Raw genomic sequence first — 24,422 nt, 5'->3', positions numbered from 1 at the left:
CAGCGCAACGGAGTCCGAACATGAAACGTGTACTCACCTCGATTAGTACAGTACTCACCTGGCTGGCATTGTCATCAACGCAGGCACTTGCCACCTCCGGAGTCGTTAACATCACCCCCCTGGGAAGTCAAAAAGGGGAGTTCTGTACCCTTGACCGAGCCATGATCTTCGAAGATCCGAACGGTACCCGAATTTTATATGATGCGGGCCGAACCGTTGCCGGAGCGAACGACCCTCGACTCGGAAAAATCGATATCATCCTGGTCAGTCATGTACACGGCGACCACATTGGAGACAAGCACATCAAAGCCCTTGATGCCGGGAGTTGCGCCAAACCCGACGTTTCAGTCAGTGACACTCCAGCCTCTAACAGCGTCAAGATCGCCATCGCCAAACACGCTAAAATCGTGACTGGAAGTGAAATGCCGAGCCTGTTCGCGGCGAAACTGAAAGCCGCCGGCGGAGATCCCAAAGATTCCTTGTTGGTTCGTTTCGGTGCTATGAAAACCGTTGATGGTGTTGGCATCACCACGGTTCCTGCTATTCACAGCAATGGCCTTTCACCCGACATGATCGAAGGTTCGCTAGGCGAGTTCATGAAAGGTGCTGGACTCACAGCACACGTCGGCCCTGCTACAGGCTACATTCTGAAGTTCAGCAACGGCTTGGTCGTGTACCTTTCCGGCGATACCGGTATTACTGCGGAACAGGACATCGTGGTTCGCCAGCACTATGGCGCCAAACTGGCGGTCATCAATATCGGCGATACCTACACTACCGGCCCGACTGAAGCGGCCTATGTGATCAACGATCTAGTCAAACCGACTTCGGTGATTCCCTCCCATGCAAATGAAGAGGCAACCCTCGATGGAAAAGTCCTTCCGCACACTCGAACCAAAACCTTCATTGAGGCCACTGACGTTCCGGTTCACGTCCCTTTTAGTGGTATAACGATGTCTTTCGACAGCAACGGAAAATGTATTGCCGGCTGTTGATCCGAATTAAATTACGGATTTAACTATTTCATTCGCATGATTTTTCTTAATTTAAAACCATGCGAATTCAGTCAATCCATTCCTGAAAGCTCGTTGTAGAATTCAATGTAAACTCAACAGGCCTGTTGAGTTTCAACTCGCTAAAACCACGCGAAACCGTTACAAAAATGCTATGCTGATAGCCGTTTTCAGACAACAACAAAAGACATTTCGATGAAGATATGGGTAGATGCGGACGCTTGTCCGGCAGTCATCAAGGAAATTCTGTTCCGGGCAGCGGAGCGCTCTCAGGTCACGACGACGCTGGTCGCCAATCACAGCTTACGCATCCCGCCATCGCGCTTCATCCATTTTTTGCAGGTTACCAAGGGATTCGATGTCGCTGATAATGCCATCGTCCAGCGCATGAGTGCCGGAGATCTTGTCGTGACCGCCGACATTCCACTGGCTGCAGAAGTCATTGAAAAAGGCGGTACTGCCTTGAATCCTCGCGGCGAGCTCTATACACCGAGCAACATCCGGGCAAGGCTCAATATGCGCGACTTCATGGAAAGCCTGCGTTCCAGCGGCGTGGATACCGGCGGGCCATCCTCCATGAGCCAGAATGATCGGCAGGCATTCGCCAACCAACTGGATCGACTATTGACCCAATACACCAAAAAGCTCGATCAAACCAAACGGGATGCTTTATGAAAAAAATCAGTCCGGAAGAATTGGAACGGGAACACCGTCCCGAGGTCATCGCCGAACGGCTGGTTCAACCGCCTAAAACCCAGAACATCTCGGATGCCGTCCTGGGAGGAATTGACGGTTGCGTGACCACTTTTGCGGTGGTTTCGGGCGCTTTCGGTGCCGGGTTTTCTCCGATGGTTGCCTTGGTTCTGGGATTTGCCAACCTGTTCGCCGACGGTTTCAGTATGGCGGTCAGCAATTATGAAGCGAATAAGGCCCAAAAAGAATTCACCGACCAACTTCGCCAACTCGAAGAAGAACACATCGAAAGAATCCCTGAAGGCGAACGGGAAGAAATCCGTCAAATTTTCCAACAAAAAGGATTCAAAGGCGCGGTTTTGGACGAAATAGTGGAAACCATCTGCCTAGACCGTAAACTCTGGGTGGATACTATGCTAACCGAGGAGCACGGGGTACAGAGACATGCACCCAATGCCATTCGTGCGGCATTAACGACTTTTTTAGCATTTGTGTTTGTCGGCTCCATTCCTTTGATGCCGTTTCTGGTCTTGTCGTGGGAGATGAGTACGCAATTCCTGATCAGCGCAATACTAGCGGGAATCATGTTCTTTCTGATCGGTAGCCTCAAGAGCCTGTTTCTATTCAAACCCATTTTCCGTTCGGGCTTAAGCACCCTGCTTACAGGTGGTGCCGCTGCAAGTCTGGCATTCCTGACAGGCTACATACTACGGGAACTGTTTGGTATTGTGTGAAACCTTGCCGCTACTAGTGCAACAACGTGTTAAACACCCCAAAGCATCGTATAATGAATTCATCGAATTCGGAAAAGGTCAAAGTTGATTTCCGACTCTGAGACGAATGTCCGATTCAAGCAGGCCTGCCGACTTGCTATCCTTGAGGGAAATAATCATACATCGAAGTAGGTGCTATTATGCATTCAGCAAACCAAATCAAAGTCTGGGACATCGCGGTGCGGATTTTCCACTGGTCCCTTGTCCTGCTGTTCTTCACCTCCTATCTTACGGGCGATGACGAAAGCACGATCCATGTCTATTCCGGTTACGGCATCATAGGCTTACTGGTGTTTCGAATCCTCTGGGGGCTAGTCGGAACCAAGTATGCCCGCTTCAGCAATTTCATATATGGAAAAGAAGCCACGATCGAATACGCCAAATCAATGGCGACCCTCAAACCGAAACGTTATCTTGGTCACAATCCCCTCGGCGGCTGGATGATTATAGCTCTGATTATTTCATTAATTGCGACGACCTGGAGCGGTTTGTCCGTCTATGGTTCAAAAGGGCACGGGCCTCTTGCGGGCAATTTCGACATAGTGATTTCAAGCGCCATGGCTGACGATGACGAACATGAACACGAGTCCGGTGAAGGTGACGAATTCATGGAAGAAATACATGAGTTCTTCGCCAACTTCACCCTGTTTCTAGTATTCGTGCATATCGGCGGTGTGTTGATTTCCAGCCTCATTCACCGAGAGAACCTGGTTCGATCAATGGTCACCGGACTCAAAGACAAAGACGATACCTGAACCTCAGAGCGCAACCGTTAAGCAACCTAAATCTACAAAGGAAAGTCGTACAGATGGAATTAGAAGAACCACTCAACGTCTTTGGAGAGCCGCTTAAAAGTTGCGGTAACGACCCTTTGACGGGCTTTTACCGTGACGGCTCATGCAATACCTCTCTTGAAGATTTAGGTTCGCATACCGTTTGCATTCAAGCCACTTCCGAATTTTTAGAATATTCACGCTTCAGAGGCAACGATCTTTCTACGCCGGTTCCCGAATTCGGCTTTCAGGGTTTGCAGCCCGGAGACACATGGTGCCTCTGCGCAGCCCGTTGGCTGGAAGCCTACCAGCATCAAATGGCTCCCAAAGTCTTTCTGACCAGAACGCATCAAAAAGCACTTGAAGTGGTTCCACTGGCACTTCTCAAAGAGCACGCCGCCGATTTGAATTAACGACGGCTAAAACTCTAGAGCCAGGCGGCACCCCGGACTCCGCTGGAGTCGCCGTATACGGGCGGAACCAAGCGGGTATCGACAAGGTCACTGAACACCCAATCTCCCCATAACTCGGGGACATCGGAATACAATCGCTGGATATTGGACATGCCGCCGCCCAATACAATCACATCCGGATCCAAGACGTTGATTACACTTGCCAACCCTTTGGCCAACCAGAGCGTATAGTCCTGCATGATTTGTTCAGCAACTGCATCTCCTCGTTCACTCAAAGCGACAATCTCTTTCGCGGTTTTGAACAGGCCTGTTCGTTTTTGATAATGCACCTGCAAGCCACTACCGGACAAGAATGTTTCATTACAGCCTTTCAAACCACAATAACAGTCCATCTGAACATCATCCGCACTCGCCCAAGGCAGAGGATTATGCCCCCACTCTCCGCCAATGGAATTGATGCCATTAATAATCCGGCCGTTGACGACTACACCGCCGCCGCACCCCGTACCGATGATTACACCGAACACCACTTCCGCACCTTTTCCCGCACCGTCCGTCGCTTCCGATAAAGCGAAACAGTTGGCGTCGTTAGCCAATCTTATCTCACGATCAAGCCGCTGCTGAAGGTCACCACTTAAATCCTGACCGATCAGCCAGGTAGAGTTGGCATTTTTAATGCGACCGGTTTTACGAGACACCGCACCCGGAATGCCAATGCCGAGCGATCCCTTTTGACCCAACTCCGTTTCAGCACCTTTCACCAAACCGACTATCGCATTCAGAGTTGCCGCATAATCCCCTTTCGGAGTATCAACCCGTTTACGGTAAAGACTCTCTCCAGCTTCATCCAAAGCGATGATTTCGATTTTAGTTCCACCCAGATCCACTCCTAAACGCATGATCGTCTTCTCACTGTTTTTCCAAATAGACCGTAAAGTCGTTTTCCAGATAATCGTCCGCCCAACGAACTTTTACAGCAAAGGTTTCGCAGTATTCGACGATCTCTTCAGGCATGAAACTCTGCAAGTCTGGACGGCTTTGAATCCACGGATGACGAGCATCCAAGAGATTGAAAGCCACACCACGACGGCAAGTATCGTACATCTTGCGAATCACGGCCTTGGCGTAACGCCCACGGTACTGAGCGGTACCTTCAATTTCGGTTTCCACGACTTCATTCAAAGCACCAGACAAAAAAACATAATCGTAGGCATTATCGGCAGGATCAAAATCAAAGAGATCACCTAGACTGACCTGAATATCGGGACGTTGAAATTGTGCGCTCTCAACCATGGTTTCACTAAGGTCGATACCATGGTAATCGATTATGAAGCCTTGCTCCTGGAGAAAGCCTTTGAGATCACCAAACCCACACCCAACATCCAAAACCGACCAGACTGCGATATTGCCTCCCTCCAGCTTATGGTTCAAAGGAAGAATTTCACTGAGCTTACGGAAACGGATCTGTTGGATTTCCCGATTACTCCAATATAAGGCCTGAGGTTGATAACCAAACTTTTCAACGGAATCCTTGTGTCGAGTCTGGATTCGTAAACGCTGTTTATCCGATAAGAGTTTTGTCATTCAGTTATCCTTCTACAAGGTTTTTAGCCACTGAATCTCTTCTTCTGAAAAGCCAGCCTGAGTGCGGGCTTCATAATTGAAAGGTCCGCGTAGATCACCGTGGAAATAATTTTCGATAATAGACTGAAACTCCGTGAACGGATTCACGCCTTTTTCGGCGCACAGATAACGGAACCAACGAGTTCCAACCTCGACATGACCAATCTCATCACGCAAAAGAATCTTCAAAATCTCCACGCCGCGCTTATCACCGATCGCCCGTAACTTCTGAATCATCGGCGGCGTCACATCCAAACCTCTGGCTTCAAGCGTTCTGGGTACCAATGCCATTCGTACGATTGGATCGTGATCGGTTTCGTAGGTCGTCAACCAAAGGCCGTTATGTGCCGGCATATCCCCGTATTCATGGCCCAAATGGTTGAGATGCTCACGAATCATCTGAAAATGGAACGCTTCCTCTCCGGCAACACCCAACCAATCACGATAATACTCATAAGGCATATTCTGAAAACGATAAACCGCATCCAATGCAAGATTAACGGCATTGAATTCAATATGCGCAATCGAATGCATCAGGGAAGCATGTCCCTCCTGCGTACCTAATCCCCTACGCGGCAACTCCTTAGGAGAAACCAACAACGGGCGTTCCGGACGACCCGGATCGGGAATACGCTCAATGCTTTCTGTCGGCGTGAAATCAAATCGATTCTCCGACCAATCTTCCTGTAGCTGTGCCAATAGCTGAACCTTACGATCAAGGTCCTTTTCCATAAGGCACTCAAAAGTTGATTCAAAAAGATTCTTTTTCATTCACACAACCGCCATCTTTCCATTTTTGCATCCATAGAAAACAAAAAAGCCGGTAAAAACCGGCTTCTTCGTCAAAGGTGAATTACCAATTAACGGTAGTAAGACGCCATGTTGTAACGAGTACCAGTAAATTTCTTAGCATCGATAGCGTCAAAAAGCTTAGCCCACTTAGCACGATCTTCTGGAGTCATTACTGAAGAAGGGTTCAAGCCTTTAGTTTTGTCACCGTATTTAGCTTCGATTGCGCTTAATTCTGCCATGCAAGCTTCAACAGTTGTTTTTTGCTCAACGTCACGTGCAGCAGGACCACCGTCCTTCTTAGCTGTAGCAATAACAGTTTCTGCGTCTGCCAAGCACTGAGCGTAAGTATCGTCAGCTGCTTGAACGTTTAAAGATACTGCAGCAAAAGCAGAAATGAATAAAGCTTTAAGTGTTAAGTGTTTCATTAATAAACTCCAGGTTTGGTTTGTCTCTATAACGGGTCAATTTTGACGTTTTTCATCTTAAATTGCAACCCATATGACGTTAGAAAATAATTAAATGCTTATAAACTTTTTTTATCAATAGATTGGCGACCTAAAAACAACTTATTGAGGTTCAAAACTGACCAAACTACGAGAACTAGTATAAGAGCTAAAAAAACCAGTTGATAAACGCCGTGCAGGGTCATAAAGGTTTCCCATTGAGGCGAGGTTTTAGAGAGTCCCAGAGGGTACTGCTCTTTGATCACCTGCATCTTAGGAGACAACCAGAATTCACTCACACAAATTAAAATCACACTTAATACGAGTAACCCATTCGCAATCAGCCATTTAAAAACCAACCATCTCGCCACCAGCAAACCGAACAGGCCTGCCAACAATACGATATTACTGATTGAGAGCAACATACCTACCAGGTTGCCTGCCTTAAGCGGATCCAATTCTGAAAACAGCACTGGAGCAACCAAATAACCGATGACGGCCAGCCAAGTGGCAAAAATCAAACCGAATCCGGACACCAGCCCCATCATGCTCGAAAGAATCACGTTTTTTCTCATCGACACCGCTACAATCCCCTTAAATTGAAAAGCCTGCAAATCCGGATGGATGCAGGCTTTTCAAATTGGCTTCCGGACAAAACTCCGGTGCTTAGATATATTGGACCTCGATGATTTCGTAATCGATGTTACCACTCGGTGCGGCGACTACGATTTCCTCACCCTCTCCCTTACCGATCAACGCACGAGCGATTGGAGAGTTGACCGAAATCTTGTTTGCAGAGATATCCGATTCTTCATGACCAACAATCTTATAAGAGACCTCTTCGTCTGTGTCGATGTTCAGTACTGTTACGGTTGCACCGAACACCACCTTACCGTTGGGATTTAACTTGGTTACATCAATGATCTGGGCATTCGATAAAGTCGCTTCAATCTGTTTGATGCGCGCTTCCACCAGGCCTTGCTGTTCACGTGCGGCATGGTATTCAGCATTTTCTTTCAAATCACCGTGTTCGCGAGCTTCTGCAATCGCTTCGGTAATACGCGGACGGTCTTCTTTCTTAAGTTTATTCAATTCCGCCTGAAGGGCCTCGGCCCCTTCTTTAGTCATTGGATGCTTGTTCATACATCTTCTTCCTTTGTAAGCGTTACTAATTTAACACTCTATCAAAACACAAACGCCAAAGTCCATATTGAACGGACTTTGGCGTTATAAAAAACTAAATCGTAGATTACAAGTCTTGCAGACGGGTTACCGGCTGATCTTCCAGGAACTCCATGGCCGCAACCATTGCAAACGCACCGGCAATTGTTGTGGTGTAACAAGTTTTGTGCATCAAAGCTTCACGACGGATGCTTGAAGAATCCTGAATACTGACCGAACCATCTGATGTATTCACAATCAATGCGATCTCTTCATTGACGATCGAATCGACAATGTTAGGACGACCTTCCGTCACCTTATTGACAACTTCACACTCGATGCCTGCTTCACTCAAAGAGCTCGCTGTTCCGCGAGTCGCAACGATATTGAATCCTTTGGCGATCAACTGCTTAGCCAGTTCGATGACACGCTGACGGTCCGCTTTGCGCACGCTCAAGAATGCCGTTCCAGACTGAGGTAAGACAGTACCCGCAGCCAACTGCGCTTTCGAGTAGGCCTGTGCGAAACTCTCGCCCACACCCATAACCTCACCGGTCGACTTCATCTCAGGCCCAAGAATCGGATCCACACCCAAGAACTTAATGAATGGGAACACCGCTTCCTTCACAGAGTAATGCTTTGGTCGAACTTCAGTCGTAAAGCTCTGCTCTTCCAGTTTCTGACCAACCATGCAACGCGCTGCAATCTTCGCCAACGGTTTACCGATCGCTTTGGAAACAAATGGTACCGTACGCGAAGCACGCGGGTTCACTTCAAGAACGTAAATCTCGTCGCCCTTGATCGCAAACTGGGTGTTCATCAGACCGACAACGCCAAGTGCCTTGGCCATCTTCTCGACCTGAACACGAATCTCGTCCTGAATTTCAGCCGAAATACTGTATGGAGGCAATGAACACGCCGAGTCACCTGAGTGAATACCGGCCTGCTCGATATGTTCCATGATACCGCCGATCACGACTTGTTCACCGTCACAAATCGCATCAACATCCAACTCTACCGCATCGTCAAGAAAACGATCCAGCAATACAGGAGAGTCGTTGGAAACTTTAACCGCTTCAGTCATATAGCGAGACAAATCAGCATCCGAATAGACGATCTCCATCGCACGACCACCCAAAACATAGGAAGGACGGACAACCAACGGATAGCCAATTTCATTCGCCAAAACAAGCGCCTGGTCTTCGCTACGCGCAGTACGGTTAGGCGGCTGCTGCAATTCCAAAGTCTGTAACAACTGCTGGAAACGCTCACGGTCTTCCGCCAAATCGATCGATTCAGGCGAAGTCCCGACAATCGGCACACCCGCTTCTTCCAACGCTTCAGCCAGTTTCAATGGAGTCTGACCACCATACTGTACGATTACGCCCTTAGGCTGTTCGACTTCAACGATTTCCAATACGTCTTCCAACGTTAAAGGTTCAAAATACAGACGATCCGAGGTGTCATAGTCAGTCGATACGGTTTCAGGGTTACAGTTGACCATAATGGTTTCGTAACCGTCTTCACGCATCGCCATCGCAGCGTGTACACAACAGTAGTCGAACTCGATCCCCTGACCGATACGGTTCGGACCACCGCCCAATACCATGATCTTGTCTTTATCGGTTGGGTTCGCTTCACACTCATCATCGTAAGTCGAGTACATGTAAGCCGTCGACGTTTCGAATTCGGCCGCACAAGTATCCACACGCTTGTAGACAGGACGAATATTCAAGGTGTGACGGAACTTACGGATAAACGCCGCATCGGTATTCAACAACTGAGCAATACGGTTATCCGAGAATCCTTTACGCTTCAACTGACGCAATGAATCCTCGTCAAGCGCATCCAGACCACGCTGTTTGACGTCGTCTTCCATTTCGATCAATTCTTTGATCTGTGACAGGAACCATGGATCGATCTTCGAGCTGTCGAAAACGTCTTCCAAGCTCCAACCGGCACGGAACGCGTCCGCAACATACCAAAGACGCTCAGGACCAGGATTGCGCAATTCCTGACGCAAAATATCCTTAATCTCTTTCTCTTCCATCGTCGCCAACGGCATGATTTCGTCGAAACCGTTCTTATCAGTTTCCAAACCACGCAATGCTTTTTGCACCGACTCCTGGAAGTTACGACCCATAGCCATGACTTCACCAACAGACTTCATCTGTGTAGACAGACGCTGCTGCGCTTGCGGGAATTTCTCGAACGTGAAACGTGGAATTTTCGTAACCACGTAATCTATTGTTGGTTCAAACGAAGCCGGAGTCGCACCGTTAGTGATGTCGTTCTGCAACTCATCCAATGTGTAACCGACAGCCAGTTTCGCAGCAATCTTGGCGATCGGGAAACCGGTTGCTTTAGATGCCAATGCCGACGAACGCGATACACGCGGGTTCATTTCGATGATGATCATGCGCCCTGTTTCAGGATTGATGGAGAACTGTACGTTCGATCCACCGGTTTCGACGCCGATTTCACGCAATACCGCCAAAGAGGCGTTACGCATGATCTGATATTCTTTATCCGTCAAAGTCTGGGCCGGAGCAACGGTAATCGAGTCACCCGTGTGTACCCCCATCGGATCCAAGTTTTCGATTGAACAGACGATAATGGCGTTATCGTTCTTGTCGCGAACCACTTCCATTTCGTACTCTTTCCAACCCAGGATCGATTCTTCGATCAATAGCTCTTTGGTAGGAGACAAATCCAGACCGAATTTACAGATCTGTTCGAACTCATCCTTGTTATAAGCGATACCGCCACCGGAACCACCCAAAGTGAAGGAAGGACGGATAACCGTTGGGAAACCGACTTGCTTCTGGATCTCCCAAGCCTCTTCCATATTGTGGGCAACTGCAGAAACAGGCATATCCAAACCGATCTTAGTCATCGCCTGACGGAAACGGTCACGGTTTTCTGCTTTATCGATCGCATCGGCATTCGCACCGATCAATTCAACATTGTATTTTTCAAGGATTCCACGATCATGAAGATCCAACGCACAGTTCAAAGCAGTCTGACCACCCATAGTTGGCAGGATGGCATCCGGACGTTCAGTCGCAATGATGCTTTCAACCGTTTTCCACTCAATCGGCTCGATGTAGGTCGCATCGGCCAATTCAGGATCGGTCATGATGGTCGCAGGGTTCGAGTTAACCAAGATAACGCGATAACCTTCTTCCTTAAGCGCCTTACACGCCTGCACACCAGAGTAATCGAATTCACAAGCCTGACCGATAATAATAGGGCCGGCACCAATGATCAGAATACTTTTAATATCATTTCTTTTTGGCATTTCTTACTTTTCCTATCTATTATCGTTAAGCTTTTTTGTAAGCTTGAATATTGGCAATGAACTGGTCGAACAGAGGAGCCACATCATGTGGTCCCGGGCTCGCTTCAGGATGCCCTTGGAAGCTAAATGCCGCTTTATCGGTACGCTGAATACCCTGCAATGAACCATCAAACAACGACTTATGCGTTGCTACCAGGTTAGAAGGCAGGCTATCTCCATCCACAGCGAAACCGTGGTTCTGAGAAGTGATCATGACGCGCTTGCTGTTCATGTCCTGAACCGGGTGGTTGGCACCGTGATGACCAAACTTCATCTTCATGGTCTGTGCACCGCTTGCCAATGCAAGCAACTGGTGTCCTAGACAGATACCAAACACAGGAATTTCGGTTTCGAGCACTTCCTGAATCGCTTGGATAGCGTAATCACATGGTTCCGGATCACCAGGACCATTCGACAGGAAAACACCGTCCGGGTTCATTGCCAACACGTCTTTGGCAGGCGTCTTGGCCGGAACAACGGTCAACTTACAGCCACGGTCGGCCAACATGCGAAGGATATTCAATTTAACACCGTAATCGTAAGCGACAACATGATAATCTTGATTGGCGGAACAATCTTTGTGCCCCTCACCCAGAACCCAGGTTCCTTCGGTCCAGGTATAAGTTTCGGAAGTGGTGACTTCCTTTGCTAGATCCAAACCTTTCAAACCGCTGAAAGCCTTAGCTTGTGCAACGGCCTGATCGGCGTCGATGTTGTCACCGGCTACGATCACACCTGACTGGGCACCTTTATCACGTAGGATACGGGTCAGCTTACGGGTATCGATGTCGGCAATCGCCACCACATTCTGCTCTTTCAGGTAATCAGGCAGCGTCTTTTCCGCTCTGAAGTTACTCATCAGAGCCGGGCAATCTTTAACGACCAAACCTTGAGCCATGATGCGTGGAGATTCTTCATCTTCCGCATTCACCCCAACATTACCGATATGAGGGTAAGTCAAAGTCACAATTTGTTTGAAATAAGAAGGATCGGTGAGAATCTCCTGGTAACCAGTCAAAGAGGTGTTAAAAACCACCTCGCCCACGGTTTCCCCTTCTGCACCCAGTGAAGTACCCCAGAAAAGAGTACCATCTTCTAAAGCCAGTAAAGCCTGTGTCATGTAATGTGTCCGCCCAAGATAGAATGTCTGCTTCAAGACTAAAATCAGATCCGGTTGTTCGCGGCTAAAATGTTTCGCACATAAAAAAACGGAGCCAGCCCCCTCTCAGGGACTCACTCCGTTTCTAGTTGGCTAAATGACGATCAGTCATCTTTGCGAAATACCTCGTAAACAACCACTAAACATCTAATTTTAGTCGTAAATTTTAATTACGCGGATTTTACTTGATTACACCCTTAATGTCTAGGATGAAATCACCCTAAATTTCCTTAATGTCTTGAGTTCTCGCCTAGTCCGACCTCAACAGGCCTGTTCAATTTTGAAAGTTAAATCCTGTTCGGTTTTTTAAGAGTCAAACTTCACTCTTTTCAATGCAAATAAACGCATTTATAGACTTTTTTAAATATAGGGATTTAAAACGAATTAAATTTACTTAAAGAACCTTTCCAGCCTAATAAAAACAAAAAAGGCGTTCTTTTCAAAGAACACCTTTTTATTCAAACATCTGAATTGCGATTGGGCTTAACGTAAGTTCAATACATCCTGCATATCATACAGGCCAGTTGTCTTGTCCTGAATCCAGTTACATGAACGTGCCGCGCCTTTAGCGAAAGTCATTCGACTGGAAGCCTTATGCGTAATCTCGATACGCTCACCTTCCGTCGCGAATAATACAGTGTGGTCACCAACGATATCGCCGGCACGAACTGTCGCGAAACCGATGGTGTTCGGATCACGCTCTCCAGTAATTCCTTCGCGTCCGTAGACAGCACAAGCTTTCAAGTCGCGTCCAAGCGCATCCGCAACCACTTCACCCATTCTTAAAGCCGTACCAGACGGCGCATCCACCTTGTGTCGGTGATGCCCCTCGATCACTTCGATGTCGTAACCTTCATTCAAAACCTCGGCCGCCTGCTTCAACAGTTTCAGACACAGGTTCACTCCAACACTAAAATTAGCCGCGAAAATCACTGCGATCTTTTCTGCTGCACGATCAATCGCGGCAAGTCCCACATCGTCAAACCCGGTCGTACCGATAACAATCTTTTTGCCGTGTTCAACACACACATCCAGATTATGAACCGTCGTGGCCGGCGTCGTGAAATCGATCAACACATCAAAGTCGTCGACTGCAGATTCGATTGAACCGACGATAGATACACCCAATTTTCCGATACCGGCCAATTCACCGGCATCCGCGCCGATCAAACTGCTTTCCGGGCGTTCGATCGCTGCAGAAACCTTCAAACCTTCTGTCTGATCCACCGCAGCAATCAGATTCTTACCCATACGGCCTGAAGCGCCGATAATCGCAACTCTGTAATCACTCATAATTCTTCTATCCTTCTTCCTTTAAAACCGGGCGATCAATCGTTCCATGGGCCATTATCATCTTTTTTAGATGATTTACCACTCTCGTCTTCGCCAGTGAAGAACGATTTAACTGAATCAAAGAAAGAATGGGATTTTGGACTGTGCTGCTTATAGTGCTTACCTTGCAAGCTCTCTTCAAACTCCTGCAACAGTTCTTTCTGGCGTGTAGTCAGCTTAACCGGCGTCTCGATATTGACCTGTACAACCAAGTCACCCGTGTAAGAGGAACGCACCGACTTCACCCCTTTACCGGAAAGCTTGAAGCGCTGACCGGATTGAGTTCCCGCCGGGATTTTCAGACTGGCTTTACCGCCCAGTGTCGGCACTTCAACCGAACCACCCAGCGCCGCTGTCGTGAAGCTCAACGGCAACTCACAATATAAGGTGTTGCCGTCACGTTCAAAAATCGGATGCTGCTTGACGCGGATACGAACATACAAGTCACCACGCGGCGCGCCGACTTCACCGGCTTCACCTTCACCCTGAAGACGAATGCGATCGCCATTATCAACACCGGCCGGAATCTTGACCGAAAGGGTTTTATTACTATGCGTATAACCTTCGCCATGACACTTCTTACAAGGCGTCTTGATGATTTTACCTTGACCATGACAGGTTGGACACGTACGGTTGACCGCAAAGAATCCTTGCTGCATGCGCACTTGTCCCGCACCGTGACAGGTTGGACATGTCTGCACGTCCGAACCCGGTTCGGCTCCAGTGCCGTCACAGGCATCGCAAATATCCTTGGTCGGAATACGGATATCCACCGTAGTACCGGCCACCGCTTCTTCTAAAGAAATTTCTAATTCGTACTGCAAATCATTCCCTGGCTGAGGACCACGTTGACCGCCGAATCCACCGCCAAACATCTCACTGAATATATCACCGAACGCATCACCGAATCCGCCCCCACCGAATCCGCCATGACCACCACCGTGACCGCCTTCAAGTCCGGCGTGGCCGAACTGGTCATAGGTCGCACGTTTCTGGGAATCCGACAAGATTTCATAAGCTTCGGATGCTTCCTTGAACTTGTCCTCCGCTTCCTTGTTATCCGGATTACGGTCAGGATGATATTTCATCGCCATCTTACGGTAAGCTTTTTTGATTTCGCCTTCTGAAGCGGTCTTGGCCACACCCAGGACTTCGTAATAATCTCTTTTGCTCATAATAGTTATACAGTACTTGTTATCTTGTTAGATTTAAAAATTACCATTCAAAATCCGTCAGACCCAACAGGCCTGTTGGTTTTTGAATGGCAACTTGAAGACATAGAAAAACGGGCAACTCGAAGGAGTTGCCCGCCTGATTCAACGACGCATTATAATGAGATACGTCGTTTAATGATTACTTTTTAGAATCATCAACTTCTTCAAACTCGGCATCAACGATATCGTCGTCCGCCGCTTCTGCAGAACCTTGCTGCTCGGCTTCGGCACCACCCGCTTGCTGCTGGGCTTGTGCTTTCTGCGCAATAGACTGGCTTGCTTCCGCCAACTTCTGAGTCTTCTCTTCAATGACAGCCTTATCGTCGCCTTTGATCGCTTCCTCAAGGTCTTTGATCGCCGCTTCAACCGCTTCTTTCTCAGCCGCATCCACCGCATCACCAGCATCAGTCACCATCTTACGAGTTGCGTGAACCATCGCATCCGCCTGGTTGCGCGCTTCAACCAACTCTTTCATCTTGGCGTCTTCAGCCGCATGCGCTTCCGCATCCTTGATCATCGCTTCCACTTCTTCTTCTGAAAGACCAGATGAAGCCTGGATCGTGATGTGCTGTTCCTTACCGGAGTTCTTGTCTTTCGCAGATACGTTCAAGATACCGTTAGCATCAATATCGAACGTAACTTCGATCTGAGGCATACCACGAGGAGCCGCAGGAATCTCATCCAAGTTGAACTGACCTAGAGACTTGTTGCCTGAAGCCATTTCACGCTCACCTTGAAGCACGTGAATGGTTACCGCAGACTGATTGTCTTCCGCAGTCGAGAACACCTGAGACTTACGAGTAGGAATCGTGGTGTTCTTTTCGATCAACTTAGTCATAACGCCACCCATGGTCTCGATACCTAGAGACAGAGGTGTGACGTCAAGAAGAAGAACGTCGTTTACATCACCGGACAATACACCACCTTGGATCGCCGCACCCATTGCAACCGCTTCATCAGGGTTAACGTCTTTACGTGGCTCTTTACCGAAGAACTCTTTAACCGCATCCTGAACCATTGGCACACGAGTCGAACCACCAACCAAGATAACATCGTCGATTTCAGAAGCTGAAAGCCCTGCATCTTTTAGCGCTGTTTTACATGGTTCGATTGAACGCTTAACCAACGCTTCAATCAATGATTCGAACTTGGCACGGGTAATTTTCATGTTCAAGTGCTTAGGACCAGTCGCATCCGCTGTTACGTATGGCAGGTTGATGTCAGTCTGTTCACGTGACGAAAGTTCGATCTTCGCTTTCTCAGCCGCTTCACGCACACGCTGTAGAGCCAACTTGTCCAATTTAAGGTCTACGTTCTGGTCTTTCTTGAATTCTTCCGCGATGTAATCGACGATCACGTTATCGAAGTCTTCACCACCCAGGAAAGTGTCACCGTTGGTAGACAGTACTTCAACCTGCTTCTCACCGTCCAGGTCAGCCACTTCGATGATCGAGATATCGAAAGTACCACCACCCAAGTCGTAAACCGCGATCTTGCTGTCGCTGGTTACCTTGTCCATACCGTAAGCCAACGCCGCCGCAGTCGGCTCGTTGATGATACGCTTAACTTCAAGACCTGCAATCTTACCGGCATCCTTAGTCGCCTGACGCTGAGCGTCGTTGAAGTAAGCAGGAACCGTGATAACCGCTTCAGTCACTTCATGACCAAGATAATCTTCTGCCGTCTTCTTCATTTTCATCAAAGTACGCGCAGAAACTTCCTGTGGAGACAACTTCTTGTCACCAACCTGTACCCATGCATCACCGTTATCAGCAGCAACGATTTCGTAAGGAACCATATCCTTATCTTTCGTTACAACCGCATCATCAGCACGACGACCGATCAAACGCTTGATCGCAAACAAAGTGTTGGTAGGGTTCGTCACTGCTTGACGTTTTGCAGAATCCCCAACCAAAACTTCACCGTCAGCCGTGTAAGCAACAATCGATGGTGTGGTGCGCGCACCTTCGGCGTTAGGAATAACCTTAACGTCTTTACCTTCCATTACCGCCACACATGAGTTTGTGGTTCCTAAGTCAATACCAATAATTTTTGCCATTTCCATTTTCTCCAGAATAATACTTAAAACTTTTTAACCGTTGTTTCGTTTATAGGGCTGCGGTTTTGCTTTTCAAGCCTAATTTGAATTTAATTTGGGCTTATTTGAATCGATTCGCAAAAAAAACAGCGCAACCCTTTGAAAAAGCTTACTGTGCGACGATGACTCGAGCCGGACGAACCAAACGTTCATTCAAGGTGTAACCTTTCTGAATCACATTCATGACCGTATTCGATTCATGATCCGGCGAAGGCACCATGGTCATCGCTTCATGCAACTGAGGATCGAACTTCTCATTCAGAGGATCGACACGCTCTACATTGAACGATTGCAAAATATCCAGCAATTGCTTGAAGGTGATCTCCACACCTTCACGGATGCTTTCAACCGACGCCTCTTCTTTAAGAGCCGCTTCCATACCCATTTCCATCGAATCCATCGCCGGAATCAAGGCATCGACGAATTTCTCCAACGCGAACTTATGGGCGTTCTCCACGTCCAAACGAGTACGGCGGCGCAAGTTCTCCATATCGGCCTGTAGACGCAGTGCCATATCTTTATGGGTAGCCGCCTCTTTACGCGCTTCTTCCAACAAAGCTTCAATATCGCCTTGTACGGCTTTTTCCGCTTGTTCTAAAGCCTCTTCCGCTTGCTCTAGAGCCTCTTCTGCGGTCGGGATGTTTTCTTCCTGCTGATTTTCCGTTGCTTTATTCTCTGCCACGACACTTTTCCTATTAGATAAAACTTTAAATGAAACTAAACTGATTTAATAAATTCGAATTCTAAGTAACTAAGAACACCCTATTATTTTTTCAAGAGCGAACTTAAAATTTTTGCCGTCACATCAACCTTAGGTACGACTTTCTCATAATGCATTCGGCTCGGACCGACCACTCCTAACACACCAAGCACCTCGCCGTCGACTTCATAAGACGTTGTGACGATACTGCAGTCGCTATAGATCTCATTGCCGCATTCGTTGCCGATAAAAACCTGTACCCCTTTGGCCTGCATACTCTTATCCAAAAGGTTCAACATATCCGAATGTTTTTCAAACGATTCGAACAGGGCTCGCAACTTTTCCGAATTCGCCAGTTCCTGATAATTCAACAAGTTTGTCTTACCGGAAACCAGATAAGGCAACTTCTGTTCCAACTGCTGACTCAGAACTGAATCGGTCGCTTCAACCACTGACAGCATGAGATTATTCACACTTTGGCGAATCGACTGCATGCGCTCTACCAACAACGATTTGGCTTCCGCCAGATTTTTACCGACAAACTGTTCATTGAGGAAATTCGCCGCCTGTTGCAATTCAGAAGCCGAAACCGGTTCTTCCAATTCAATTATACGATTCTGCACATCCTGATCGTTGAAGACCAACACCACCAGAACACGTTTACCACCCAAGTTCACGAAATCGATGTGCTTCAAGATTTCGCGCTCTTTATTGGGCATCAACACCATACTGGTCAGGCCAGTGATTCCGGAAAGGACTTTTGAGGCGTGTGCCAACAACTCATCCTGACTGAACGTCGGTGAAAGTTGCTGCTGGATGGTTGCGATATTTTGCTTCGAGATCGGTTGATACGTGACCAGAGAGTCGACAAAAACCCGGTACCCCATTTCCGTCGGAACACGGCCCGCCGACGTATGCGGCGACTGGATCAACCCCATGTTTTCCAAGTCTGCCAAGACGTTACGCACCGTTGCCGAACTCAATCCGATTTCTGGCAATTTCGCAAGTGTTGTAGAACCTACCGGTTTACCTTCATTCAGGTATAATCCCATTAAGTTTTTAAACAAAAGTTGTGAACGGTCGTTTAACATTTCAGCACTCTCATGGTTAGAGTGCTAAATTATAAGATCGAAAACAGGTTATTCAAGACCCGAAGCGACTTTTCTTGTATGGGTAGCATAAGAGATGTTTCAAAAAATCGGTATTTTTGGCAAATATTCAGGAGCTCAATGTTGGGACAATATTGAGACCTTAATTCAGTTTCTACAGTCGAAATCCAAAACCATCTACCTAGACGACACCTCGTGCCACAATTTCCCAGGCGAAAAATACAACATCGAGATCGTACCGCGTGAACAACTCTCCAAGAAAATCGACTTGGCAATTGTCGTCGGGGGGGACGGAACCTTCTTGGACGTAGTTCGCTGCATTGTCGAGGACGAAGTTCCGATTCTTGGAATCAACCTGGGACGCCTCGGCTTCCTGACTGACATCTCACCGGAAAATATGATTACCGCGTTAGACGAAATCCTGTCTGGCGTCTACGAAGAGGAACGACGCAACCTGTTGAAGGTCTCCATCATCGATGAAAATGGTGACGTCGTCTTCGAACAGCGCGCCTTTAACGACGTGGTCATCCACAAAACCGACTCGCCGCGAATGATTGAGTTCGAAACCTTCGTCGACGGCCGTTTCCTCAACAGCCAGCGTTCCGACGGTATGATCATCTCCACGCCGACCGGTTCAACCGCCTACGCGCTTTCCGCCGGCGGTCCGATCCTGGATCCGGATCTGGATGCGATCTCTTTGGTATCGATCAACCCGCACACCATGAGCACACGTCCTTACGTGATTTCGGGAAAAAGTCAGGTCGAACTGCGTCCACACGAGGACTGCAACGGCGTCGCTCAGATCATCTGCGACGGTCAGATCACGCACGACATCTCGGCGGTCAACCGTACCTTTGTGACAAGAAACCCGAAGTTCATTAAAATGTTACACCCTAAAGGGCATGATCACTTCGAACTACTCAGAGCCAAACTTCGCTGGGGCGATAAACTATAGGAAGCTACCCATCCATGCTGCAAGAACTTTCGATTCAGAACTTAGCGTTAATTGAAAAACTTACGCTGAACTTCAACAACGGATTCAGCACACTCACAGGGGAAACCGGTGCGGGTAAATCGATTTTATTGGACGCACTCGGATTGGCACTGGGCGAACGCGCCGACAGCGGACTGGTTCGCCACAACACAGACCGTGCCGACGTGAGCGCCCTGTTCGATGTGGAACATCTACCACACGTTCAGGCCTGGTTGGTCGAACAGGACCTCGACGACGACCAGCTGTGTTACCTGCGTCGAACCGTCACTTCGGAAGGCCGTTCCAAGGCTTATATCAATGGTCGCCCGATTCCGGCAAGCCAATTGAAAAGCATCGGTAACCTGCTGATCGACATCCACGGCCAGCACGAACACCAGTCACTGCTCAGTACACACAAACAGCTAGGACTGCTGGACGCCTATGCCGCTCATCCGGAACTGATTGAACAGACCAAAACCCATTACAAAAATTGGCAAAGCCTCAAGCAACAGCTTGACCATCTATTGGAAGATCAGGCGGACTACCAAAGCAAACTGGAACTGCTGCAATTTCAATTCAACGAATTTGAAGAAACCGCTCCACTGGAAGGCGAATTCGCCGAACTTTCGGAAGAACAAAGCAAACTGTCCCACGCCAGTGAAATCAAACAGGCTTGCCAGCATGCTTATGAAGCCATCGAGGGTGAACAAGGGGCGACCGACGGGCTGAACCAGGCCATTCACGCCATCGAGAACATCATCGATTTCAGTCCTGCACTGGAAGCCACCCTGGCTCAACTCAACAGCGCACTGATTGAAGCGCAGGAAGCCGCCAGCGAGATTCAGAGCCACGCCGAGTCGGTCGATATCGATCCTCTTTATCTACAAACCATCGAGGAACGCTTATCGCAACTGTTCGCACTGGCAAAGAAATACAACATCGATCCGGAAGAACTGATTGAAAAACAACAGCAAATCAAACAGTCTTTGGAAGACCTGGAACAGTCCGACCATTCGATCGACGAGCTGAAATCGCAAATCGAACAGGCCTGGTCAGATTATGAAAAAGCGGCCAAAGCGCTCAGCGCTTCACGAAAAAAGGCCGCCACCAAACTTTCCAAGATCGTTACCGAAGGCATGCAGCAACTGGGCATGCCGAACGGCCAGTTCTCGGTTGAACTTAACGATAACAACGCCAGCGTCAACGGAACCGACAAAGTGGAATTTCTGGTCACCGCCAACAAAGGCCAGCCATTACAGGCTTTAAGCAAGGTCGCCTCGGGCGGTGAATTGTCGCGTATCAGTTTGGCGATCCAGGTTGCGACAGCCGAAGTCGCCAGCCTACCTACTCTCATCTTTGACGAGGTCGATGTCGGTATCGGCGGCGGCATCGCCGAAGTGGTCGGCCAGAAAATGCGCCAGCTTGGCGAGCACAAACAGATTCTATCCATCACCCACCTGGCTCAAGTCGCTTCTCACGGCCACAGCCATCTGCACATTTCCAAGCAGACCGAGGGTGAACAGACCTTCACCCAAGTCGTCGAGTTGGACGAACAGGGCCGTGTCGAGGAGCTGGCTCGCATGATGGGCGGATTGAAAATCACCGATCAAACCCTAAGTCATGCGCAGGAAATGCTCAAAGACGCACAACAAAAAAGCGCTTAAACGGTTCAAATCACGATTCAAGCCACCTCTGGCTTGAAGCACAAAATGCCCTTCCAAAAACAAACAGGCCTGGTTTTAACCCAGGCCTGTTTAGTTTTCAAACTCCGAAATCCAGCTGTTTTTAGAACAAGCCTGTAATGACTCCGTCGTCGGAAATATCAATTTTCTCGGCCGTCGGCACTTTCGGCAACCCCGGCATAGTCATCATATTGCCGGCAATCGCGACAATGAAACCGGCACCGTTTTCAAGTTTGACCTCACTGATCTCGACAGTGTGATCATCCGGCGCCCCTTTGGCTGTCGGATCGGTTGAGAAAGACATCTGCGTCTTCGCCATGCAGATCGGCAAGTCGCCGTATTTCTCCTGCAAACGGGCGATTTCATCGCGCACCTTAACACTGGCAGTAATCTCTTTCGCACCGTACAAACGTGTAGCGATGGTTTCAATCTTCTCCCAAATCGGCAACTCATCGTCGTACAGGTATTCAAAGCCCGGCTCTCGATTATCAACAATATCGATCACTTCGCGCGCCAGCTCCTCGGCCCCGGCTCCGCCTTCAGCCCAGTGTTTGGAAACCACGCACTTCACGCCCAGAGCTTCACACTTCTTCACTAATAACGCGGTCTCTTCGTCCGTGTCATAAGTGAAGTGATTGACACATACCACTGCCGGCAAACCATAGTTAACGGTAACGTTACGCAAGTGGCGCTCAAGGTTTGCGAAACCGATCTCCAACGCTTCCAAATTTTCCTGATTCAGATGGTCCTTGGCGACGCCGCCGTGATATTTCAAAGCACGCACTGTCGCGACCAATACCACGGCCGACGGCACAAGCTTGGATGAACGACACTTGATATTAAGGAATTTCTCCGCCCCCAAATCGGCACCAAATCCGGCTTCGGTCACGGCATAGTCCGCCAGTTTCAGTGCGGTTTTGGTCGCAGTCACCGAGTTACAGCCGTGGGCGATGTTGGCAAAAGGCCCGCCATGAACAATGGCAATATTGTTTTCCAAGGTCTGAACCAGATTCGGTTTGATTGCGTCCTTCAACAAAGCCGCCATAGCCCCGTGTGCTTTAAGATCACTGGCATAGACCGGCGTCACACCATCCGTTTTGTAACCGATGATGATTCGACCGAGACGCTCTTTCAGGTCGGCACGATTGGTCGCCAGACAGAGAATCGCCATGACTTCCGAAGCGACTACGATATCGAACCCGTCTTCACGCAGGAAACCGTTGGCCGGTCCGCCCTGACCAACAGTAATGTCTCTCAGTGCACGGTCATTCATGTCCACAACGCGCTTCCATTTGATTCGGCGTAAATCGATTTGCAAGGCGTTACCCTGATGGATATGGTTATCGATCATTGCCGCCAATAAATTGTGAGCGACGCCGATTGCGTGGAAATCACCGGTGAAATGTAGGTTGATGTCTTCCATCGGCACCACTTGCGAATAACCGCCGCCAGCGGCCCCGCCCTTCATGCCGAAACACGGTCCTAAAGACGGTTCACGCAGACACATGATGGTTTTCTTGCCTATGCGATTCAGGGCATCTCCTAAACCGACCGTGGTCGTGGTTTTCCCCTCTCCGGCCGGCGTAGGACTGATGGCGGTCACCAGAATCAGCTTACCCTCTTCCTGACGGTGCGAAAGGTTATCGACATAGTCCAACGACAATTTGGCTTTGTAATGACCATAGGGGTCCAAGTGCTCTGCGGGAATCCCGAATGACTGGTGCGCCAATTCGATGATAGGTTTCATGTTTGCGTTTTGTGCAATTTCAATGTCCGACATAAATCTTCCTTTGTAGCCTTGCTTGCTCGATCCCCGATGATCGAGTGTAATCTTTCTTACTCAGCCTCCAATGACCGAGTGAAATTCTTCATTCCAAGAGCATCCGGATTCATTCGAAGTTTACCAAGTTCCGAACTTTCGAATCCGATGATTTCGTGAATGTTTTATAAAAGTTCAATCCAGTGCTTGACCGGAGTATTGGTCCCATTCTGCAGATGCATCAGGCAACCGATGTTTGCGGTGACAATCACATCCGGTTCATCCTGCAACAGATTGTTCAGCTTATTGTCACGCAACTCGTGAGAAAGTTTCTTCTGGGTAATCGAGTAGGTTCCGGCGGAACCGCAGCATAGATGCGAATCCTGAACCGTTCCAAGCCTGAAACCAAGATCGATAAGCGTTTTTTCAACCACGCCCGAGAGTTTCTGACCATGTTGCAGCGTGCACGGCGACTGGAACACGATCTTATCACCCAACTGTCGCTTGAAGATGCTCAAGTCCTGATTCAGCAGGTACTCGGAAATGTCCATGGTATGTTCGACCACACGCTTCGCCTTTTCAGCATAGACCTTATCGTCCTTCAATAGGTGAGCGTAATCCTTAATCATCACCCCGCAGCCGCTGGCATTCGAAATAATTGCCTCTGCACCGTGATCCAACTCCGCCAGCCAGGCGTCGATGTTGCGCTTGACCTTAGCCAAGGCGTCTTCCATTCCCGAAAGGTGGTGATCCACAGCACCACAGCACTGCTCTTGCGGAGTTTCGATCACGCCGATCCCCAAACGGTGCAGGACATTACGCGTCGCCAGATTAATGTTCGGTGCCAAGGTCGGCTGAACGCAACCGGAAACCAGCAACACCTGCTTTGGATGCGTTTCCGCTTTTGCAGCTTCTAACAGTTGTTCAAGTTTTAGATCGGCTTTGGAGTGTTTCGCAAACGGCCATAACGCAATCAAAAAGTTGAACAACTTCGGTGTCGTCAACGTCTTACGTAGCGTCCAGCGGAACAGTCTCTGAGGCAAAGGTCGAGGGCTTTTCTCTTCGATGAATTCACGCCCGATGTCCAACAAATGACCATACTCCACACCCGATGGACAGGTAGTTTCGCAGGAGCGACAGGTCAGACAACGGTCTAGATGAACCAAAGAGTTGGCAGTGACCTGCTTGCCTTCCAAGGCATTTTTGATCAGGTAGATGCGGCCTCGCGGCGAATCGAGTTCATCCCCAAGGATGCCGTAGGTCGGACAGGCCGATAGGCAGAATCCACAGTGCACGCACGAGCGCAGAATCTGGTCTGCGGTTTTGCCCGTAGGGGTTTTCAATAAATCGACTGGAATATGAGTTTGCATAA

Annotated in this window: 22 protein-coding genes; 7 read left to right on the top strand and 15 right to left on the bottom strand. The window is 48.7% G+C overall.

Annotated features, from left to right (window positions below):
• Positions 1 to 20 precede the first annotated feature (20 nt).
• The 5 genes from QCB45_RS00190 (at position 21) to QCB45_RS00170 (ending at position 3,665) form a co-directional block, all read left to right on the top strand.
• Entirely contained in the window at positions 21 to 995 is a 975-nt protein-coding gene (locus QCB45_RS00190; protein ID WP_279418458.1) for an MBL fold metallo-hydrolase, read from the top strand.
• 213 nt (positions 996 to 1,208) lie between these two features.
• Positions 1,209 to 1,688 carry a YaiI/YqxD family protein gene (locus QCB45_RS00185; RefSeq protein ID WP_279418456.1) on the top strand — a complete coding sequence of 160 codons (480 nt, stop codon included), beginning with the start codon at positions 1,209 to 1,211 and terminating at the stop codon, positions 1,686 to 1,688.
• A complete protein-coding gene (locus QCB45_RS00180) occupies positions 1,685 to 2,440 on the top strand; it encodes a VIT1/CCC1 transporter family protein (RefSeq protein WP_279418454.1) in 756 nt (251 codons plus the stop codon). Before QCB45_RS00185 ends, QCB45_RS00180 begins: the two co-directional genes overlap by 4 nt.
• Positions 2,441 to 2,619: 179 nt before the next feature.
• Positions 2,620 to 3,234 carry a cytochrome b/b6 domain-containing protein gene (locus QCB45_RS00175; RefSeq protein ID WP_279418453.1) on the top strand — a complete coding sequence of 205 codons (615 nt, stop codon included), beginning with the start codon at positions 2,620 to 2,622 and terminating at the stop codon, positions 3,232 to 3,234.
• Between the two features lie 53 nt (positions 3,235 to 3,287).
• Positions 3,288 to 3,665, top strand: a complete 378-nt coding sequence (locus QCB45_RS00170; protein WP_279418450.1) for a DUF2237 domain-containing protein — start codon at positions 3,288 to 3,290, stop codon at positions 3,663 to 3,665.
• Between the two features lie 14 nt (positions 3,666 to 3,679).
• Here the strand turns inward: QCB45_RS00170 and QCB45_RS00165 are convergent, their stop codons facing one another.
• The 13 genes from QCB45_RS00165 to hrcA all read right to left on the bottom strand — a co-directional run bounded on the left by QCB45_RS00165 (position 3,680) and on the right by hrcA (position 18,618).
• The gene (locus QCB45_RS00165; RefSeq protein ID WP_279418448.1) at positions 3,680 to 4,564 is read right to left on the bottom strand and encodes an ROK family protein; all 885 of its coding nucleotides are present in this window, start codon (positions 4,562 to 4,564) and stop codon (positions 3,680 to 3,682) included.
• A gap of 10 nt (positions 4,565 to 4,574) precedes the next feature.
• A complete protein-coding gene (locus tag QCB45_RS00160) occupies positions 4,575 to 5,249 on the bottom strand; it encodes a class I SAM-dependent methyltransferase (protein ID WP_279418445.1) in 675 nt (224 codons plus the stop codon).
• Positions 5,250 to 5,261: 12 nt separating this feature from the next.
• Entirely contained in the window at positions 5,262 to 6,020 is a 759-nt protein-coding gene (locus tag QCB45_RS00155) for a ferritin-like domain-containing protein (protein ID WP_279418440.1), read from the bottom strand.
• A 128-nt stretch (positions 6,021 to 6,148) separates the two neighbouring features.
• The gene (locus QCB45_RS00150) at positions 6,149 to 6,505 is read right to left on the bottom strand and encodes a hypothetical protein (protein ID WP_279418435.1); all 357 of its coding nucleotides are present in this window, start codon (positions 6,503 to 6,505) and stop codon (positions 6,149 to 6,151) included.
• A 98-nt stretch (positions 6,506 to 6,603) separates the two neighbouring features.
• Positions 6,604 to 7,098: a DUF4149 domain-containing protein gene (locus QCB45_RS00145; RefSeq protein WP_279419998.1), complete on the bottom strand. Its 495-nt coding sequence runs from the start codon at positions 7,096 to 7,098 to the stop codon at positions 6,604 to 6,606.
• 91 nt (positions 7,099 to 7,189) lie between these two features.
• Positions 7,190 to 7,666, bottom strand: coding sequence for a transcription elongation factor GreA (gene greA / locus QCB45_RS00140; RefSeq protein WP_279418433.1), 477 nt, complete (start codon positions 7,664 to 7,666; stop codon positions 7,190 to 7,192).
• Between the two features lie 106 nt (positions 7,667 to 7,772).
• Positions 7,773 to 10,985 carry a carbamoyl-phosphate synthase large subunit gene (gene carB, locus QCB45_RS00135; RefSeq protein WP_279418432.1) on the bottom strand — a complete coding sequence of 1,071 codons (3,213 nt, stop codon included), beginning with the start codon at positions 10,983 to 10,985 and terminating at the stop codon, positions 7,773 to 7,775.
• Positions 10,986 to 11,010: 25 nt separating this feature from the next.
• Positions 11,011 to 12,144 (bottom strand): glutamine-hydrolyzing carbamoyl-phosphate synthase small subunit, encoded by a 1,134-nt coding sequence (carA, locus tag QCB45_RS00130; RefSeq protein WP_279418430.1) that lies wholly within the window; start codon positions 12,142 to 12,144, stop codon positions 11,011 to 11,013.
• Between the two features lie 522 nt (positions 12,145 to 12,666).
• A complete protein-coding gene (dapB, locus tag QCB45_RS00125; RefSeq protein WP_279418428.1) occupies positions 12,667 to 13,476 on the bottom strand; it encodes a 4-hydroxy-tetrahydrodipicolinate reductase in 810 nt (269 codons plus the stop codon).
• Positions 13,477 to 13,511: 35 nt separating this feature from the next.
• Entirely contained in the window at positions 13,512 to 14,690 is a 1,179-nt protein-coding gene (gene dnaJ / locus QCB45_RS00120; protein WP_279418427.1) for a molecular chaperone DnaJ, read from the bottom strand.
• A 178-nt stretch (positions 14,691 to 14,868) separates the two neighbouring features.
• Positions 14,869 to 16,788, bottom strand: coding sequence for a molecular chaperone DnaK (gene dnaK, locus QCB45_RS00115; RefSeq protein ID WP_279418426.1), 1,920 nt, complete (start codon positions 16,786 to 16,788; stop codon positions 14,869 to 14,871).
• 148 nt (positions 16,789 to 16,936) lie between these two features.
• Positions 16,937 to 17,509 (bottom strand): nucleotide exchange factor GrpE, encoded by a 573-nt coding sequence (gene grpE / locus QCB45_RS00110; protein ID WP_279418424.1) that lies wholly within the window; start codon positions 17,507 to 17,509, stop codon positions 16,937 to 16,939.
• Between the two features lie 83 nt (positions 17,510 to 17,592).
• Complete coding sequence (gene hrcA / locus QCB45_RS00105) at positions 17,593 to 18,618, bottom strand: heat-inducible transcriptional repressor HrcA (protein WP_279418423.1); 1,026 nt, start codon at positions 18,616 to 18,618, stop codon at positions 17,593 to 17,595.
• 94 nt (positions 18,619 to 18,712) lie between these two features.
• Between hrcA and QCB45_RS00100 the strand changes: the two genes are divergently transcribed.
• Both QCB45_RS00100 and recN read left to right on the top strand, forming a co-directional pair.
• Positions 18,713 to 19,591 (top strand): NAD(+) kinase, encoded by an 879-nt coding sequence (locus QCB45_RS00100; RefSeq protein ID WP_279418421.1) that lies wholly within the window; start codon positions 18,713 to 18,715, stop codon positions 19,589 to 19,591.
• A gap of 14 nt (positions 19,592 to 19,605) precedes the next feature.
• Positions 19,606 to 21,273 carry a DNA repair protein RecN gene (gene recN / locus QCB45_RS00095; RefSeq protein WP_279418418.1) on the top strand — a complete coding sequence of 556 codons (1,668 nt, stop codon included), beginning with the start codon at positions 19,606 to 19,608 and terminating at the stop codon, positions 21,271 to 21,273.
• A gap of 121 nt (positions 21,274 to 21,394) precedes the next feature.
• Here recN and QCB45_RS00090 read toward each other — a convergent pair whose 3' ends face one another.
• Both QCB45_RS00090 and glcF read right to left on the bottom strand, forming a co-directional pair.
• A complete protein-coding gene (locus QCB45_RS00090; RefSeq protein ID WP_279418414.1) occupies positions 21,395 to 23,071 on the bottom strand; it encodes a formate--tetrahydrofolate ligase in 1,677 nt (558 codons plus the stop codon).
• A gap of 164 nt (positions 23,072 to 23,235) precedes the next feature.
• Entirely contained in the window at positions 23,236 to 24,420 is a 1,185-nt protein-coding gene (glcF, locus tag QCB45_RS00085) for a glycolate oxidase subunit GlcF (protein WP_279418413.1), read from the bottom strand.
• Positions 24,421 to 24,422 lie beyond the last annotated feature (2 nt).

The organism is Thiomicrorhabdus sp. ZW0627, from assembly GCF_029767005.1.
GTDB lineage: Bacteria > Pseudomonadota > Gammaproteobacteria > Thiomicrospirales > Thiomicrospiraceae > Thiomicrorhabdus.
Note: the sequence above shows the minus strand (reverse complement) of the source record. Positions and strands in the feature narration are given on the sequence as shown.

Coding starts and splice junctions, on each gene's coding strand:
- glcF (WP_279418413.1), bottom strand. CDS start 24,420: ATGCAAACTCATATTCCAGTCGATTTATTGAAAACCCCTACGGGCAAA.
- carA (WP_279418430.1), bottom strand. CDS start 12,144: ATGACACAGGCTTTACTGGCTTTAGAAGATGGTACTCTTTTCTGGGGT.
- QCB45_RS00190 (WP_279418458.1), top strand. CDS start 21: ATGAAACGTGTACTCACCTCGATTAGTACAGTACTCACCTGGCTGGCA.
- QCB45_RS00155 (WP_279418440.1), bottom strand. CDS start 6,020: ATGGAAAAGGACCTTGATCGTAAGGTTCAGCTATTGGCACAGCTACAG.
- QCB45_RS00175 (WP_279418453.1), top strand. CDS start 2,620: ATGCATTCAGCAAACCAAATCAAAGTCTGGGACATCGCGGTGCGGATT.
- recN (WP_279418418.1), top strand. CDS start 19,606: ATGCTGCAAGAACTTTCGATTCAGAACTTAGCGTTAATTGAAAAACTT.
- hrcA (WP_279418423.1), bottom strand. CDS start 18,618: ATGTTAAACGACCGTTCACAACTTTTGTTTAAAAACTTAATGGGATTA.
- dnaK (WP_279418426.1), bottom strand. CDS start 16,788: ATGGCAAAAATTATTGGTATTGACTTAGGAACCACAAACTCATGTGTG.
- QCB45_RS00160 (WP_279418445.1), bottom strand. CDS start 5,249: ATGACAAAACTCTTATCGGATAAACAGCGTTTACGAATCCAGACTCGA.
- QCB45_RS00150 (WP_279418435.1), bottom strand. CDS start 6,505: ATGAAACACTTAACACTTAAAGCTTTATTCATTTCTGCTTTTGCTGCA.
- dnaJ (WP_279418427.1), bottom strand. CDS start 14,690: ATGAGCAAAAGAGATTATTACGAAGTCCTGGGTGTGGCCAAGACCGCT.
- QCB45_RS00185 (WP_279418456.1), top strand. CDS start 1,209: ATGAAGATATGGGTAGATGCGGACGCTTGTCCGGCAGTCATCAAGGAA.
- carB (WP_279418432.1), bottom strand. CDS start 10,985: ATGCCAAAAAGAAATGATATTAAAAGTATTCTGATCATTGGTGCCGGC.
- QCB45_RS00165 (WP_279418448.1), bottom strand. CDS start 4,564: ATGCGTTTAGGAGTGGATCTGGGTGGAACTAAAATCGAAATCATCGCT.
- QCB45_RS00090 (WP_279418414.1), bottom strand. CDS start 23,071: ATGTCGGACATTGAAATTGCACAAAACGCAAACATGAAACCTATCATC.
- greA (WP_279418433.1), bottom strand. CDS start 7,666: ATGAACAAGCATCCAATGACTAAAGAAGGGGCCGAGGCCCTTCAGGCG.
- dapB (WP_279418428.1), bottom strand. CDS start 13,476: ATGAGTGATTACAGAGTTGCGATTATCGGCGCTTCAGGCCGTATGGGT.
- QCB45_RS00145 (WP_279419998.1), bottom strand. CDS start 7,098: ATGAGAAAAAACGTGATTCTTTCGAGCATGATGGGGCTGGTGTCCGGA.
- QCB45_RS00170 (WP_279418450.1), top strand. CDS start 3,288: ATGGAATTAGAAGAACCACTCAACGTCTTTGGAGAGCCGCTTAAAAGT.
- QCB45_RS00180 (WP_279418454.1), top strand. CDS start 1,685: ATGAAAAAAATCAGTCCGGAAGAATTGGAACGGGAACACCGTCCCGAG.
- QCB45_RS00100 (WP_279418421.1), top strand. CDS start 18,713: ATGTTTCAAAAAATCGGTATTTTTGGCAAATATTCAGGAGCTCAATGT.